11 protein-coding genes are annotated in these 16891 nt (G+C 67.5%); 9 read left to right on the top strand and 2 right to left on the bottom strand.

Annotated elements, in window-relative coordinates; translation table 11 throughout:
- Nucleotides 1-97: 97 nt before the first annotated feature.
- The gene (locus ACCQ10_RS03410) at nucleotides 98-1528 is read right to left on the bottom strand and encodes a cellulase family glycosylhydrolase (protein WP_372362229.1); all 1431 of its coding nucleotides are present in this window, start codon (nucleotides 1526-1528) and stop codon (nucleotides 98-100) included.
- Between the two features lie 210 nt (nucleotides 1529-1738).
- On the opposite strand from ACCQ10_RS03410, the gene ACCQ10_RS03415 reads away from it, so the two are divergent.
- The 8 genes from ACCQ10_RS03415 to hemC all read left to right on the top strand — a co-directional run bounded on the left by ACCQ10_RS03415 (nucleotide 1739) and on the right by hemC (nucleotide 14004).
- Complete coding sequence (locus ACCQ10_RS03415; protein ID WP_372362230.1) at nucleotides 1739-3226, top strand: SulP family inorganic anion transporter; 1488 nt, start codon at nucleotides 1739-1741, stop codon at nucleotides 3224-3226.
- Between the two features lie 244 nt (nucleotides 3227-3470).
- Entirely contained in the window at nucleotides 3471-4448 is a 978-nt protein-coding gene (locus ACCQ10_RS03420; RefSeq protein ID WP_039415164.1) for a GGDEF domain-containing protein, read from the top strand.
- Between the two features lie 168 nt (nucleotides 4449-4616).
- Nucleotides 4617-6266: a M28 family metallopeptidase gene (locus ACCQ10_RS03425; protein ID WP_372362231.1), complete on the top strand. Its 1650-nt coding sequence runs from the start codon at nucleotides 4617-4619 to the stop codon at nucleotides 6264-6266.
- A gap of 1769 nt (nucleotides 6267-8035) precedes the next feature.
- Nucleotides 8036-9973, top strand: coding sequence for a glucans biosynthesis glucosyltransferase MdoH (gene mdoH, locus ACCQ10_RS03430; protein ID WP_372362232.1), 1938 nt, complete (start codon nucleotides 8036-8038; stop codon nucleotides 9971-9973).
- A 170-nt stretch (nucleotides 9974-10143) separates the two neighbouring features.
- Nucleotides 10144-10812, top strand: a complete 669-nt coding sequence (locus tag ACCQ10_RS03435; RefSeq protein ID WP_047697237.1) for an alpha/beta hydrolase — start codon at nucleotides 10144-10146, stop codon at nucleotides 10810-10812.
- Nucleotides 10813-10816: 4 nt separating this feature from the next.
- Nucleotides 10817-11869, top strand: a complete 1053-nt coding sequence (locus tag ACCQ10_RS03440; protein ID WP_372362233.1) for a sensor histidine kinase — start codon at nucleotides 10817-10819, stop codon at nucleotides 11867-11869.
- Nucleotides 11870-11899: 30 nt separating this feature from the next.
- The gene (locus tag ACCQ10_RS03445; RefSeq protein WP_039415151.1) at nucleotides 11900-12631 is read left to right on the top strand and encodes a LytR/AlgR family response regulator transcription factor; all 732 of its coding nucleotides are present in this window, start codon (nucleotides 11900-11902) and stop codon (nucleotides 12629-12631) included.
- Nucleotides 12632-13089: 458 nt separating this feature from the next.
- Nucleotides 13090-14004, top strand: coding sequence for a hydroxymethylbilane synthase (hemC, locus tag ACCQ10_RS03450; protein WP_039565521.1), 915 nt, complete (start codon nucleotides 13090-13092; stop codon nucleotides 14002-14004).
- A 538-nt stretch (nucleotides 14005-14542) separates the two neighbouring features.
- Here hemC and ACCQ10_RS03455 read toward each other — a convergent pair.
- Complete coding sequence (locus ACCQ10_RS03455) at nucleotides 14543-15343, bottom strand: DUF481 domain-containing protein (protein WP_039415146.1); 801 nt, start codon at nucleotides 15341-15343, stop codon at nucleotides 14543-14545.
- A gap of 378 nt (nucleotides 15344-15721) precedes the next feature.
- Between ACCQ10_RS03455 and ACCQ10_RS03460 the strand changes: the two genes are divergently transcribed.
- Nucleotides 15722-16687, top strand: coding sequence for a helix-turn-helix transcriptional regulator (locus ACCQ10_RS03460; protein WP_047697230.1), 966 nt, complete (start codon nucleotides 15722-15724; stop codon nucleotides 16685-16687).
- The last annotated feature ends 204 nt before the right edge of the window (nucleotides 16688-16891 follow it).

Below are 16891 nucleotides of genomic sequence, written 5' to 3' on the forward strand. Positions count from 1 at the left end.
CGATCAAATGTGCTGCATGTCGTCATCGCGCGCAGCGCAGACTGTTGCAGTCTGCGCTGCGCCGTTGGGCGCGAGCTGCACGCCCAACGCGTGTCGATCAACCTGCCGCGCAGAAACCGAATTCTGCCGTCGCACCTGCAGCCAGGGTGCGGTTGAAATCCACCCCGCTGGCCTTGAGCGTGGTGCCGCTCTGCGACCAGGTGACGTTCCAGGCGTTATTGACGGTGCCGGTGACCGGCAGTGAGATCGCCCAGGTGCCGCTGGCGGTACCGGTGTTGGTGACCTGCACGCGATTGCAGTAGCCACCGTTCCACTGGTTGTCCACGGTCACCTTGGTGCTGAAGCCAGCGCTGGGTGTCGGTGTCGGAGTAGGCGTGGGGGTCGGCGTTGGAGTCGGAGTCGGCGTGGTGGTGCTCACCGTTCCCCACAGCGTCCGCAACAGCGTCATCTTGTCCTGGCGCACGGTGGTCCAGTCATCGCGCAGGATCCCGCCGGTGTCGCCGCTGTTGGGGTTCCACGACCAGTAGAAGCCTTCGTTGATGCCCTTGCTGCGCAGGTACTTCACCAGCGCGTCCTGCCACACCTTGTCGCGCGCATCGCCTTCGCCGTACTTGCCGCCGAACTCGCCCAGCAGCAAGGCGTACTTGCCGGCGAACTGACCGAAGTGGCGGTCCCAGATGGCCGGCATGTTGTTGGGGAAGTTGCTGTCGTTGAAGTACGACTGCACATACACGTCCGGGCCGTACACGTGCGGCGCCAGCAGCAGGCGGTTGGCCGGAATGTTCAGCGGGGTGCAGGCCAGCGGTTGCAGGTTGCCGCCCCAGAAGATGCCGCCGTTGGTCGAGCACACCGGGTTATCGGTGATGCCTTCCACCGCGATGATCCACTTCGGCGCCACGGCCAGCACCGCAGCCGAACCGCGCTCGGCGGCCTTGTTCCAGTCGGTGGCGGCGTTGCCGGTGCCCCAGGTCGCGGCACCATGCGGTTCGTTCTTCAGATCCAGGCCGAGCACGTACGGCACGTTCTTGTAGCGGTTGGCCACAAAGCGCAGGTCGGCCAGCCACTGGGCTTCGGTGTAGGAGCCGGTGTACCAGAGCTCGGAGATGCCCGCGCAGTCGGGGGTGTGGTGGTCCAGCAGCACGTACATGCCGCGTGCGTTGAACTCGTTGATCACCTTGTCCAGGATCTGCAGCGAGGTCAGGCCCTGCAGGTCGGCATTGCGGCTGTAGTCGATGCTGCTGGGCATCTGGCCGCTGCGCAGCGTGGCCGGGCAGAACGGCAGACGCACTGCATTGAAGCCCAGGCCCTGCATCTGGACGATCATGTCCTTCCAGTTGCGCGCCCACAGGCCGTGCATGACATGGTTGCCGGTCTCGAAGCCGAAGACGTTGACGCCCTTGAGCTGAACCACCTTGCCGCTATCGTCGACAATCTTGTTGTTGCTGATGGAATAGCTGAATGCCGGTGCGGCGGCCACGGCCAGCGCGGTGGCGAGTGCAAGCGTACTTGCAGTCCTGAAGATGGACATGGTGGTCTCCCTAGATGACCGGACTCGACACCCGAGCCCGGTGAGGGGGGCATCTTGGTCTGCGGCAGCGTCGCGTGGCGTGATCCCAGCCACAGAAAGGCGCATTGGCGCACGGGTCACAGGCAGGCTGCGGGCGCGGTCGCTTTCCCGCACACTATTGCCGCTGCGGCGTGTCCGCAGGCTGTCCTTTCTGTCCCCGGAGTGTCCCCGATGTCCCTTTTGCGTGCCGAACTGGCGCAATGGCGCGCCTCACCTGCGCGCGAACTCATGGCCGGTGCGGTCGCCACCTTTGCGCTGATTCCCGAAGTGATCGCGTTCGCGTTCGTGGCGGGGGTGGACCCGCAGGTCGGTTTGTTCGCCTCCTTCGTGATCGGCATCGTGATCGCGTTCTGTGGCGGGCGCCCGGCAATGATTTCTGCTGCTGCCGGCTCGGTGGCGCTGGTTGCGGCGCCGCTGGTGGCCGCGCACGGGCTGCCGTATCTGCTGGCCGCCGGCTTGCTGGCCGGCGCGGTGCAGGTCCTGTTCGGCGTGCTGCGGCTCGGCGTGCTGATGCGCTTTGTCAGCAGTTCGGTGCGTACCGGTTTCGTCAACGCGCTGGCGGTGCTGATCTTTGCCGCGCAGCTGCCGCATCTGCTCGGCGCCAACATGACCACGTGGGTGATGCTGGGCGTGGGCCTTGCGATCATCTACGGCCTGCCGCGGCTCCGCGTGCCCGGGCTGTCGGCGATTCCCTCGCCGCTGCTGTGCATCCTGCTGCTCACCATTGCCGGCAGCGCGCTGCAGTTGCCGCTCAAGACCGTGGCCGATCTGGGCAAGTTGCCCAACGCCCTGCCGTTGCTGCAATGGCCGGCGGTGCCGATGACGCTGGAGACCTTGCGCATCATCGCGCTGCCGGCATTGGCCATTGCCATGGTGGGCCTGCTCGAATCGCTGATGACTGCGCGCGTGGTCGATGAACTCACCGATACGCCCAGCAACAAGAACCGCGAGTGCACCGGGCTGGGCATCGCCAACGCGGCGGCCAGCCTGTTCGGCGGCATTGCCGGCTGCGGCATGATCGGGCAGACCGTGGGCAACGTGAAGTACGGCGGCCGTGGCCGGCTCTCCACCTTGTTTGCCGGCGTGTTCCTGCTGATCCTGATGGTGCTGCTCAAGCCGTGGGTGTCGCAGGTGCCGGTGGTGGCCTTGGTGGCGATCATGGTGATGGTGTCGGCGGAGACCTTCGACTGGCGCTCGCTGCGCACCGTGACCACCCATCCGCGCACCTCCAGCGTGGTGATGCTGGCCACGGTGGCGGTGACCTTGATCACCCACAACCTGGCCGCCGGGGTGGCGGTGGGCGTGGTGCTGAGCGGGGTGTTCTTCACCTTCAAGGTGGCCGGCCTGCTGCAGATCGTCCACAGCGACGGCGCGGACGGCGTGCGTACCTACACCGTGCGCGGGCAGGTGTTCTTCGCCTCGGCCGATGTGTTCATCGACGCCTTCGACGCACGCGAGGTGCCCGGCCGTGCGGTGGTGATCGATGTGGGCCGTGCGCATTTCTGGGACATCACGGCGGTGGCGGCGCTGGACAAGGTGGTGCAGCGGCTGCGCCATCACGGCCTGGAGGTGCAGGTGAAAGGCCTGAATGCCGGCAGCCGGCGGCTGATGCAGCGCCACGCACTGGGTGAAGACGCGCTGGAATCCGCACTGCCCTGAGCCACCGGGCCGGCTCCCCGCTTGGGCACCGTGCGACGCACTGGCTGGTGTGCCGTGCGGTGCTGGCTGGCCCGGTGCTGAGCAGGGCCGGCGAGCGGTCTCAAGTTTGCCAGGCGGGCGCCGATGAACCGGCATCCAGATTGCCGGTCGCTGTCGTGAAGCCTGTGCATTGCCATTCCCGTTGTCCGTCGGCCTGCTGCGTGCGGCACGGCCGGCCTGCGTCCGCGCATCGGCGGGGGCTGCAATGAGCGACTCGCCGTTGCTGGAGCGGATGGTGGACATGACGGCCATCCGCGATGCCGATCTGCTGGACCTGAGCCTGCTGCGCACCATGCGCGAGGTCTGTGCGGCCGAGGAGCTGTCGTTGCTGCGCATCGCGCCGGACGGCCGCACCATGGCCGAAACCCGGCTGCGCGACGACGGCCGCCTGTCGTTGACGGTGGCCGAGCTGAAGGATGCGCAGATGCGCTCGCAGCTGGCCGATGCGCATGGTCCGGGCGAGGCCGTGCAGCTGCATCAGGACGGCCGTGCGCTGCTGGTGTACCCGATGATGGAAGCACGCGGCATCCGCACCTGCCTGCGGGTGGGCGGTGCCCGCCCGCCTGGCGCCGCCGAGCAGGCCATGCTGCAGGGCTTTGCACGCTTCTTCCAGAACTACCGCAGCCTGCTCGACGATGCACAGCGCGATGCCCTGACCGGCCTGCGCAACCGCAAGACCTTCGACGACGTGATCCTGCGCCTGTTCTCCGGGGCGCAGTCCACGACGGAGCAGGGCGTGTGGCTGGGTATCGTGGACATCGATCACTTCAAGCGCGTCAACGACACCTTTGGGCATCTGTACGGCGACGAGGTGCTGCTGCTGGTCGCGCAGCTGATGCAACGCACGTTCCGCCAGGACGACCTGCTGTTCCGCTTTGGCGGCGAGGAGTTCGTGATCGTGCTGCGCGGCGTGGACCGCGAATGCGCGGTCAGCCTGTTCGAGCGCTTTCGTCTGGCCGTGGCCGAGCATGTGTTTCCGCAGGTCGGCCAGGTCACGCTCAGCACCGGCATCGTGGAATTGACCCAGGGCCGCCTGATCAGCCAGTCGCTGGACGAAGCGGACAAGGCGCTGTACTGGGCCAAGCAGCATGGCCGCAACCGCGCGGCCGTGTACGCCGACCTGGTGGGCAATGGCCAACTTCAGCACGTCACCCAACCCACCGGCAGCGTCGATCTGTTCTAGCGGCGCCCCGCCCGGGCCTGCGCCACGGGGCATCGCGTTGGGCAGTCCTGCTGCCCCGGCAGTACGCGGCGGCACGACAGCGTGCAGTGCACCGCACGCATCCACATGCATCCGCTTGCACCCGCGGCTGGCTACACTCCAGGGCTGTCTGATGATCTGGGGTATGCAATGAAGCGAGTTGCGGTAGGACTCTTGGCAATGGCGGTCTCGACCGCACTGATGGCGGCGACGCCGACCTTCGATGGCGCGCGCATCTCGCGCGACGTCAAGGAGATGGCCTCCGATGCCTATGAAGGCCGCGGCCCGGCCACGGCCGGCGAAGACAAGACCATCGCCTATCTGAGCAAGCAATTTGCCGACGCGGGCCTGCAGCCCGGCGGCGATCTCACCGGCGGCAAGCGCCTATGGACCCAGGCGGTGCCGCTGCGACGCGCCGATATCGTCGGTGCGCCGACTATTGCGCTGGCCAATGCCGGCAAGCCGCAGACCCTGACCCAGGGCCAGCAGATCGCCATCCGTGCCGCGCTCGACGGTTCGTCCAAGGTCGACATCGCCAACGCACCGCTGGTGTTCGTCGGCTACGGCGTCAAGGCGCCGGAGCGCGACTGGGACGACTTCAAGGGCGTGGACCTGAAGGGCAAGATCGCGGTGGTGCTGATCAACGACCCGGATTTCGAAACCGGCAAGGGCGCCTTCGATGGCGCCGGCATGACCTACTACGGCCGCTGGACCTACAAGTACGAAGAAGGCGCCCGCCAGGGCGCGCTCGGCGTGCTGGTGGTGCACGAAACCGCGCCGGCCTCCTATGGCTGGGACACGGTGGCCAGTTCCAACACCAACACCATGTTCGATGTGGTGCGCGACAACCCGCGCAGCGCGCATCCCACCCTGGAAGGCTGGATCCAGCGCGATCTGGCTGCCGACCTGTTCAAGCACGCCGGGCTGGACTTCGATACCTTGAAGAAACAGGCGCAGACGCGCGATTTCGAGCCAGTCGAGCTGAAGGGCCAGCGCCTGAGCGCCAGCTACCAGGTCAAGTCCGACGTGATCACCTCGCACAATGTGGTGGCGCGCCTGGAAGGCAGCAAGCGCCCGAACGAAACCCTGATTTACAGCGCGCACTGGGACCACATCGGCGTGGGCAAGCCGGATGCACGCGGCGACACCATCTTCAACGGTGCCTTGGACAACGCCAGCGGCACTGCCGCGCTGCTGGAACTGGCACGCGGCTTCGCCACCGGACCAAAGCCCGAGCGCTCGGTCGTGTTCCTGGCCGTCACCGCCGAAGAAAAGGGGCTGCTGGGTTCGGAGTTCTACGCCTCCAAGCCGCTGTACCCGCTGGACACCACCGTGGCGGTGATCAACATGGACGGCATGAACCCGTTCGTGCCCTCGCGCGATTTCGGCATCTATGGCACCGCCAAGCTCGAGCTGCTCGACCAGCTCAAGAGCGTGGCCGCGCAATCCAAGCTGCGTTACACCCCCGATCCCAAGCCGCAGGCCGGGTATTTCTTCCGGTCCGACCACTTCTCGTTTGCCAAGCGCGGCGTGCCGGCGCTGTCGTATGCGGCCGGGCAGGATTGGGAAGTAGGCGGCGTGGCGGCAGGCAAGGCCGCCTCGGACGACTACACCGCCAAGCGCTATCACCAGCAGGGCGACGAGTGGAAGCCGGACTGGACCTTCGCCGGTGCGGCGCGCGATCTGGGCGTGCTGTACACGCTGGGCCAGCAGCTGGCCGATTCGCGTCAATGGCCGAACTGGAGCAGCGATTCGGAGTTCCGCGCTACCCGCGACGCCAGCGAGGCGGCGCGCAAGTAGCAGCCGCTCACCAATCTGCGGGCGGCGAGGGCACCGCCCGCTACCAGACGTGAAGACCGCCAAGTGATCGCGAGACGCACAGTGCAGGCGTCTCGATCTGATGGCTTAGTACGGAAAGGTCAGGCGCAGAGCGGATGAGCTGCGCCTTTGCTGCAGGGGCTCTTGACCAGACTTGAAGATCGCCAAGCGCTCGCGATACGCACATTCCGTTGTCTCAACCTGATTGCTCGCTACGGACAGATCAGGCGCAGAGCGGATCATCTGCGCCTTTGCTGCAGGGCCCTTGCCCGCCCACCATCGCAGGACACGCCGCAAGTACATCTCTATAGCTCCGTGGCAGCATCCATGCCGCCACAGGGTTCGGCGACGGGGGCGGGCAAGGACCAGTCGAGATGGTCGGTGTGCATAGATTTCAACAGCAACCAGCACACCGTGCGACGCGGTGTCTTTGCTTTTCAACAAAACCGCCAGCCAACTTTCTAGCGTGGTGTCCTCACCGATTGCGGGACCGTGTGGCGGCATGGATGCCGCCACCGAGCCTACAGGGACGTACTTGCGGCGTGTCCCGCGAGCGGTGAGGGCACCGCGCCCTCGACCGGACTTGAGGATCGCCAAGCGCTCGCGAGACGCACAGTGCAGGCGTTCGATCTGATGGCTTAGTACGGACAGATCAGGCGCAGAGCGGATCATCTGGGCCTTTGCTGCAGGGCCCTTGCCCGCCCACCATCGCGGGACACGCTGCAAGTACATCCATGTAGCTCCGTGGCGGCATCCATGCCGCCAAGGGTCCCGCGACGGTGGGCGGGCAAGGACCAGTCGTGATGGTCGGTGTGCATAGATTTCAACAGCAACCAGCACACCGTGCGACGCGGTGTCTTTGCTTTTCAACAAAACCGCCAGCCAACTTTCTAGCGTGGTGTCCTCACCGATTGCGGGACCGTGTGGCGGCATGGATGCCGCCACCGAGCCACCATGGATGGGTTGACGGCGTGTCCCGCGAGCGGTGAGGGCACCGCGCCCTCGACAGACTTGAAGATAGCCAAGCGATCGCGAGACGCACGATGCAGTCGTCGCTGCCTGATTGCCCAATTACTGGTAGACCAGGCAGAGAGCGGACCGTCTGCGCCGTTGCTGCAGGGCCCTTGCCCGCCCACCATCGCAGGACACGCCGCAAGTACATCCCTATAGCTCCGTGGCAGCATCCATGCCGCCACAGGGTCCGGCGCGGGGGGGGGCGGGCAAGGACCAGTCACGATGGTCGGTGCGCTGTGTCTGCAGTCGGTGCGCAGTGGTTTCAACAATCAGCCGACCAGCCACGCTTCAACGTCTGGCTTGACCGCATCCAGCGGCCCGACGCCAAGGCCCCGTCGCTGCAACCGATTGCGCCTCATGGCACGCCACTTGCAGTCTTGCGGTATGACAGCCCGGCCAGCAGCCCGTGACAGCGCGTGGGCCAGGCTGCAATCTGTTGGGGTTGCGTTCGGTCGTCACGTCGTAGTCTGCCGCGCGGTCCTCGTCGGGAGGGGCGAAGACTGCACAATGGCCTTCGCTTCCTTTAACGGTCGATTCTTTAGGATGAGCTGCGACGTTGCGTCGCCGCCAGGAGAGTTTGTGCATCGGAGTGGTTTCATAGCTGCCAACACCGCGACCTGGTCGCACGCCGCCGGGTACGTCCTGCATGCGGCGCACCTGGCAACGTCGCTACGCGTTGCGGGGATGGACCTCCCGCATCAGCCCTTACTGTCGTCAGCGTGCGACGGGCAGCCTTGATGGACGGCACCGTGACTCTTCCCCCCGCACCAACCGCAGTCTCTTCCGCTTCCGCCCTCGACGCCGGCCAGCCTACGCTGCCGCCGGAAGCGCCCTTGGCGATGCCCGAACAAAGCCTGCGCGAAGGCAGCCTGCAGGTTCGCCACCAGCGCACCTCGCCGGTGGGCATCGGCGTGCGCCGCTTCTATCTGATCGGCGGCACCTTCGCCACCACCGCCATCGCCGTGTGGGTGATGCTCAGCGTGCTGTGGCCCGACGGTATCAGCGTGCTGGAAGGCTGCCTGCTCGGCCTGTTCGTGTTGCTGTTCGCCTGGATCGCCATGTCCTTCGCCAGCGCCGTGGCTGGCTTCGTCACCGTGGTGGCGCGCGCCGGCCGCAAGCTCGGCATCGACCCGGAGCAGCCCCTGCCCACGCTGCGCTCGCGCACCGCGCTGCTGATGCCGACGTATAACGAAGACCCGCGCCGCCTGCTGGCCGGCCTGCAGGCCATCTACGAATCGGTGGCCGAAACCGGCCAGCTGGAGCACTTCGATTTCTTCGTGCTCAGTGACACCACCCGCGAGCACATCGGCCGTGCCGAAGAACTGGTCTATAACGAACTGTGCGACCGCGTCGACGGGCACGGCCGCATCTTCTACCGCCGCCGCGCCGACAATGCCGCGCGCAAGGCCGGCAACGTGGCCGACTGGGTGCGCCGTTTCGGTGGCAGCTACCCGCAGATGCTGATCCTGGACGCCGACAGCGTGATGACCGGCGACACCATCGTGCGGCTGGTTGCCGGCATGGAAAACAACCCGGACGTGGGCCTGATCCAGACCCTGCCGGCCGTGGTCAACGGGCAGACCCTGTTCGCCCGCATGCAGCAGTTCGGCGGCCGCGTGTACGGGCCGATCATCGCCTTCGGCGTGGCCTGGTGGCATGGCGCCGAGAGCAACTACTGGGGCCATAACGCCATCATCCGCACCCAGGCCTTCGCCGATCATGCCGGCCTGCCCTCGCTGCGCGGGCGCAAGCCGTTCGGCGGGCATGTGCTCAGCCACGACTTCGTCGAAGCGGCGCTGATGCGCCGTGGCGGCTGGGCCATGCACATGGTGCCGTACCTGCAGGGCAGCTATGAAGAAGGCCCGCCCACGCTCACCGACCTGCTGATCCGCGACCGCCGCTGGTGCCAGGGCAACCTGCAGCACGCCAAGGTGGTCGGCGCCAAGGGCCTGCACTGGATCAGCCGCATGCACATGCTGATCGGCATCGGCCACTACTTCACCGCGCCGATGTGGGGCCTGCTGATGCTGATCGGCATCGGCATTCCGCTGGCGGGCGGCGGCATCGATCTGGCCGGCAACCTGCCGTTCTCGCCGGCGCGCTACTGGCACGGCAGCAGCCAGGGCAATGCGATCTGGATCTTCGTCTGCACCATGTTCGTGCTGCTGGCGCCCAAGCTGCTGGGCTATATCGCCCTGCTGCTCAACCCGCGCGAACTGCGCGCCTGTGGCGGCGCCATCCGCGCTATGCTGAGCATCCTGCTGGAAACCGTGCTGGCTGCCTTGATGGCGCCGGTGGTGATGTACCTGCAGTCGCGCGGCGTGTTCGAAGTGCTGGCCGGCAAGGATTCCGGTTGGGACGCGCAGGTGCGCGACGACGGCAAGCTGTCGTGGCCGGCCTTGCTGCGTAGCTATGGCGGGCTGACCGTGTTCGGCCTGTTCATGGGCGCGGTGGCCTACACGGTGTCGCCGTCGCTGGCGGCCTGGATGGCGCCGGTGATCGTGGGCATGGCGTTGTCGATCCCGGTGGTGGCGCTGACCTCGCTGCGCCGTTCCGGCCTGGCGTTGCGCCGTGCCGGCATCTTCTGCATCCCCGAAGAACTCGACCCGCCCAAGGTGCTGGTGCGTGCGTCCGAACTGCGCCGTGCCGCCGCGCTGGAACCCTCGCTGATCTGAGTGCCCGCGGGGTGATCCGCCATAGCTGACCGGCGCGTGCCCCGGGGCGCGCGCCGATCGCTACAGACCCATATGCCCGCTTCCGGTCCTGCGCTGCGGCGGTCCGGCCCTGGCGTGATCGGGCCGATCCGGCGCGCAAGGCATAATGCCCGGCCCCCAAGCGGAGCTGGATGATGCTGGAAGTGATCGAACGCGAGACCGGACCGAACCCGCAATGGAGCGTGCTGTGGCTGCACGGGCTGGGCGCCGATGGCAGTGACTTCGCCCCGATGGTGCCGGAGCTGGTGCGCCCGCAATGGCCGGCGCTGCGCTTCGTGTTCCCGCATGCGCCAATCCGCCCGATCACCATCAACAACGGCGTGCGCATGCGCGGCTGGTACGACATCGTCGGCATGGATTTTGCCCAGCGCGCCGACAAGGCCGGCATTGCCGAATCGGTGGCCCAGGTCGACGCCCTGATTGCCCATGAGCAAAGCCGCGGCATCGCGCCTGAGCGCATCCTGCTGGCCGGCTTTTCGCAAGGCGGCGCGGTGACCCTGGCCGTCGGCCTGCAGCGCAGCGTGCCGCTGGCCGGGCTGATCGCCCTGTCCACCTATCTGCCGGATCCGGCCGCAGCCGCCAGCCAGTTGCAGCCGGCAGCCCTGCGCCAACCGCTGTTCATGGCCCATGGCACCGCCGACCCGGTGGTGCCGTTCGCGGCCGGCCAGGCCAGCATGCAGGCCCTGCGCACGCTGGGCTTTGCACTGGAGTGGCAGACCTATCCGATGGGGCATCAGGTCTGCCTGGAAGAGATCGAGGCCCTGCGCGACTGGATGCAGGCGCGCTTCACCGCCGCCTGAGCCCATGGCCACCGGCGCGCCGCAGGTCACCTGGATGCCGGACCTGTGCCGGCTGCCCCGGCTGGGCGCGATGCTGGGCCTGGCCGAACTGGTGGTGCTGGTGGTGACCCTGGTGCCCGACGCCGGCGCCGCGCGCGGGATCACCCTGTCGCGCTTCATCTCGGCCAGCGGCCTGGCGCTGTGGCTGGCCCTGGCGGTCAGCGTGCTGCTATGCGTGTTGCGGCCCTGGTTGTCGCGCTTGCCGCCCAGGCTGGGCGGGCTGGCCGCGCTCTCGATCGCCGCGGTCGTGGCGATGCTCGGTGCCGGGATCGTGCACGGCCTGTACGCGGTGCTGGACCAGGCCCCGCTTGGCCGCCTGGTCGGCTTCTGGCGGTTCACCCTGGGCAGTGCCGCCACGGTGGTGCTGATCACCGCGCTGGCGCTGCGCTATTTCTACGTCAGCGACCGCTGGGAGGCGCAGGTGCAGGCTAACGCGCGCGCCGAGGCCGATGCCCTGCAGGCGCGCATTCGGCCGCATTTTTTGTTCAACAGCATGAATCTCATCGCCAGCCTGCTGCGCCGTGACCCGGTGGTGGCCGAGCAGGCCGTGCTGGACCTGTCGGATCTGTTCCGCGCCGCGCTGGGGGCCGGCGAGGGCCTGTCCACCCTGCGCGCCGAATGCGAACTGGCCGAACGCTATCTGGCGATCGAATCGCTGCGCCTGGGCGAGCGCCTGCAGGTGCGCTGGCACCGCCAGGAGCCGTTGCCCTGGGAACTGCCGATGCCGCGCCTGGTGCTGCAACCATTGGTCGAAAACGCCGTGCTGCATGGCGTGTCGCGCATGCCCGAGGGCGGTACGCTGTACCTGTCGTTGCGCCAGCGCGGCAACCAGCTGCAGATCCGCATCGTCAACCCCGCCCCGCAGCCCGGCACCCAGTTGCCGCTGCTGGCCGGTGCCGGGCACGCCCAGGCCAGCATCTCGCACCGGCTGGCGTTCCAGTTCGGGGCCGGGGCACGGATGGCGGCCAGCTGGACTGAAGGCTACTATGCCTGCGAGATCACATTGCCGCTGCCGTGAGGGGAAAGTCACTGCAGCGAGGGGGAGCCCATGACGGCCACGCAAGTGCGGGTGCTGATCGCCGATGACGAGCCACTGGCGCGCGAGCGTCTGCGCATGCTGCTGGCCGAGCATCCGCAGGTCGAGGTGATCGGCGAGGCCGAAAACGGCGCGCAGGTGCTGCAGCAGTGCGAACACCTGCACCCGGATCTGGTGCTGCTGGATATCGCCATGCCCGGGGTGGACGGGCTGGAAACCGCGCGCCTGCTGCGGCAACGCCAGCCGCCTCCGGCGGTGGTGTTCTGCACCGCCTACGACCAGCACGCGCTATCCGCCTTCGACGCGGCCGCGCTGGATTACCTGATGAAACCGGTGCGCCCGGAACGCTTGGCGTCTGCGCTGGAAAAGGTGGCCACCTTCCTGGCCGGCCGCGCGCCCAGTGCCGCGCAGGCCCCGCTGCGCACGCATTTGTGCGCCCGTCTGCGCGGCAGCCTGCGGTTGATCCCCGTCGGCGACATTCGTTACCTGCAGGCCGAGGAAAAGTACGTCATCGTCCATCACGCCCGGGGCGAAGACCTGATCGAAGAGTCGCTCAAGTCATTGGAGGACGAATTTGCCGACCGTCTGGTGCGCATCCATCGCAACTGCCTGGTCGCTCGCGACGAACTGGTGGAACTGCGCCGCAGCAGCGATGGCCAGGTGCACGCAGTGCTGCGCAACGTGCCGCAGCCCCTGGAAGTGAGCCGCCGTTGCGTGGCCAGCCTGCGCGAACAACTGCGCTAGCGCAGGTGGATCGCCGTGGGCCGGCTGGAGCGGCACGGCACGGAGCAGCGGGCGATGGCGGGGGAGCTGCGGGGCAGCAGTCATCGCCGGCGCACGCGGTGTAGCGCAACGTGACCCAGCCGCTGGAAGTGCGGCGACGCAGCGTAGCCAGACTGCGCGAACGACTGCGCCAGAGCAGGCCAATCGCCGTGGGCCGGATGGAGCGGAGCGTACGCGCAGACACGGTGCGCCGCTGACGGCGGACGAGCGAGTCCTTCGCCGAAAGATGACGCTGCCACCGCCGGGACCTGCTCCGCGGTCTTGGGCGTCATCGGTTGCACCGCTCTAGCGCTGATCTCTCCATGTGCCGCAGGCTGGCGCCAGCCTGCGGCGCCGCGCGCTGACGGCCATGCAGTCGCCTCAGCCTTCCTGTTGCGGGGTGTGTATGAGTTACGCGCCGGCTCCGCGATAATGGGTGGATGACCACGCTCCGCATCGCTACCCGCAAGAGCCCGCTCGCCTTATGGCAGAGCGAACACGTCGCCGCCGCGCTGCGCCAGCACCATCCCGGCCTGGAGGTTACGCTGGTGCCGATGAGCACCCGCGGCGACGAGGTGCTGGACCGCTCGCTGGCGGCGATCGGCGGCAAGGGCCTGTTCCTGAAGGAGCTGGAGCTGGCCATGCTGCGCGGCGAGGCCGACTGCGCGGTGCATTCGCTGAAGGACGTGCCGATGGAGCTGGACGCGCCGTTTGTGCTGCCGGCGATCCTGGGCCGCGGTGATGCTGCCGATGCGCTGGTGTCCAACCTCTACGCCAGCCTGCAGGCCTTGCCGCTGGGCGCACGCGTGGGCACCTCGTCGTTGCGTCGCCAGGCGCAGCTGCGCGCCGCGCGCCCGGATCTTGAGCTGATCGACCTGCGCGGCAACGTCAATACGCGTCTGGCCAAGCTGGATAACGGCGGCTACGACGCCATCGTGCTGGCCTGTGCCGGCCTGCAGCGGCTGGGTCTGGATGCGCGCATCAGTGCGCGATTGGACGCGCCGGAATGGTTGCCGGCACCGGCGCAAGGCGCAGTGGCGGTGGAGTGCCGTGGCGACGATGCGCGTGTCCACCGTCTGCTGGCGGTGCTGGACGCGCCCGCCACCCGCGTCTGCGTGGAAGCCGAGCGTGCAATGAACCGCGCGCTGCACGGCAGCTGCCACGTCCCGGTGGCAGCATTCGCCCGCTGGGAAGGCGAGGGCCTTTACCTGCAGGGCATGGTCGGCAGCGCCAGCGACGGACGCCTGATCCACGCCGATGCCCATGGCAGCGCTGCAGAGACAGAAGACCTGGGCCGCCGCGTCGCGCAGGGCCTGTTCGACAAGGGTGCCGCGCAGCTGCTGGCCGAGCTCTGACCCGGCCCGTAAACAGACATCTGCCTCATAGGAGCGGCCCTGGCCGCGAGGGGCGTTACCGCGGTAAAGCCCTCGCGGCCAGGGCCGCGCCTACAGGGGCGCAGTTGCGGATTCGAACGTGGGACCGATCGACCACCGCCTCGGCCAGGCCTATCCGGCAAGGCGCCGCTCTTCGTAGGAGCGGCCTTGGCCGCGAGAGGCTTCACCGGGAAAGCCCTCGCGGCCAGGTCCGCTCCTACAGGGCGCAGTTGCGGATTCGAACGTGGGACCGATCGACCGCCGCCTCGGGCAGGCCTATGCGGCAGGGAGCCGCTCTTCGTAGGAGCGGCCTTGGCCGCGAGGGCTTCACCGGGAAAGCCCTCGCGGCCAGGTCCGCTCCTACAGGGCGCAGTTGCGGATTCGAACGTGGGACCGGTCGACCGCCGCCTCAGCCAGGCCTATCCGGCAGGGCGCCGCTCTTCGTAGGAGCGGCCTTGGCCGCGAGGGCTTCACCGGGAAAGCCCTCGCGGCCAGGGCCGCTCCTACATTTGCGGGTTGTTTACTTGAAGGTGTAGACCAGGTTGACCGTGGTCAGCGTGTCGGTCTTCTTGTCGCCATCGCTGACCTCGCTGTTGTGGCGCATCTGCCAGGCGGCCTTCAGCGCGAAGTGCGAGTTCATGCTCACCTGCACGCCGAAGTCGTTCTGCGCATACGTGTTGTATTCGCCCGATTCCACCAGCAGCGTGTTGATTAGGTCGGTGTTGTCGGTGACGGTGTACTTCAGGTCGAACAGGCCGCGCCCGATCAGGCCGGTCTCGTTGCGGTCCTCGTCGCTGTTGTGCGCGCGGCGGATACCCGGGCCCACCTGCGCGTCCAGATAGAACCGGTCGGCGTTGATCAGGCGTGTGCCGTAGCCGATACCGAAGGTGGCCAGGCGATCGTAGGTGGCGAAGTCGTCGTGTTCATAGCGGCCGGTGGCGGTGAGCTGGCGGTGTTCGCCCAGCTGCAATGCGCTGCCGGCGCTGCCGGTGTAACGCTCGGCGGTGGTCTGGCGCTCGCGCGTGGTGCTGCCATCGTCATTGGTGTTGGTGTATTCCGAGCTCGAGCGCAGCGCGGTGGCATCCAGGCTGTGGATCCAGTCGCCGTCGGTATAGCGCAGGCGGATGCGGCCGTTCAGGCTGTCGGTGGTGCTGTTGCCATGCGCGGCGGCGTAGCCGAGCTCGCCACTGCTGCCGCCCCAGGGCGATGGCATCACCGCCGCGGCGGGGTCCACCGGCGTTGGTGCAACTGCCTGGGCCCAGACGGCGGGCGTGATCAACAACAACGGCAGCAAGGCAGACAACGGGGCACGGCGGGACATGGGCGGCTCGCTTGAGGGCAGGGCAGGAGGGTGGAAGCGATTTCATGATAACGGACTGTGCGGTCCGTCATAACCGGGTGAACGCCACGCTTCATTGGCGGTTGGGATGCTGGTGCGTGCGTCCCGCTTGAGCTCGGCATACGGGTTTGGTTGCCGCCACGCTGCTGGAACCCACCACGGTGCCCGCAGCACCTGTGCCTGGATCCCTGGCACCGGGCCATGGCTGGATCGCGCTGCCACCAAGCTCGCACGCCAGCCGCCAGAAGGCGCGTCTGCCGGCAGCGCCTCCAGCACACCACGCGCCCGCGGGCGCCCGCCGCACCACGGCACAGGTGCCACGCTCACCCCGTCGCGCGAAGACTCGGACATAATCGGCGCATGGACCGCTATGAACGCATCAACTCCCTGCATCGCTTGCTCAAATCGGCGCGCTACCCGGTCACGGTGGCGCGGCTGCAGGATGAGCTGAGCTGTTCCCGTGCCACCGTGTACCGCGACCTGGCGTTTCTGCGCGATGCGCTGATGGCGCCGGTGGAAGGCGATGGCGAATCGGGCTTCCGGTATCTGTCCGGCGAGAGCGATCGGTTCGAACTGCCTGGCCTGTGGCTGAGCTCGGAAGAGCTGCACGCGCTGCTGGCCTCGCAGCAGTTGCTCGCACGCACCGGTGGCGGGGTGTTGTCCTCGATGCTGGCGCCGTTGCAGCAGCGCATCGAAGGCCTGCTGGCCGCCCAGGCGGGTGTATCGCAGTGGCCGGTGGATCGGGTGCGGGTAATTCCGCACCGCGGCCGCAAGCTGGACGAAGCCAGCTTCCGCACGGTGGCTTCCGGCGTGCTGGAGCGCAAGCAGCTGAGCTTCGATTACCGCGCGCGCAGTACCGACGAGTCGACCAAGCGCACCGTGTCGCCGCAGCGCATCACCCATTACCGCGACAACTGGTACCTGGATGCCTGGGACCACGGCCGCGACGGCGTGCGCAGCTTCGCGGTGGACCGCATCAACCACGCGCGCCTGCTCGATGCCGCGCCGCGCGATGTGCCCGACAGCGAGCTCGATGAGCAGCTCGCGGCCAGTTACGGCATCTTCTCGGGTGCGCCCAAGGGCTGGGCGACCATCGTGTTCAGTGCCAAGGCTGCGCGCTGGGTGGCCGACGAGCACTGGCATTCCAAGCAGCAGGGCCGTTTCATGCCCGATGGCCGCTACGAGCTCAGATTGCCATACAGCAATTCGCGCGAACTGCTGATGGACGTGCTGCACTACGGCTCGGACGCAGAAATCGTCGAGCCGATCTCATTGCGCGAGCAGGCCAAGGCGCTGCTGTCGCTGGCATTGAGCAACTACGACTGAGCCGGACTGGCCGCATCTGCGCACGCGTCTTGTGCACCTATTGGGCGGTCCGCTAGCGACATCCAGGGTCACGGGCCATCTCTTCAACGCAGGCACGCTGCTGACGGGTCGCCCGCGCGCGGCGCCGGTAACCGGTGCCTCCGCCACTGTGCGTGCACGCCACGCGCGTGGACGATCACTTGCTGCCACAGAGACAGGCTTGCT

The sequence above is a fragment of the Xanthomonas sp. NCPPB 1325 genome (genome assembly GCF_041477645.2).
In the GTDB taxonomy this organism is placed as follows: Bacteria; Pseudomonadota; Gammaproteobacteria; order Xanthomonadales; family Xanthomonadaceae; genus Xanthomonas; species Xanthomonas cannabis.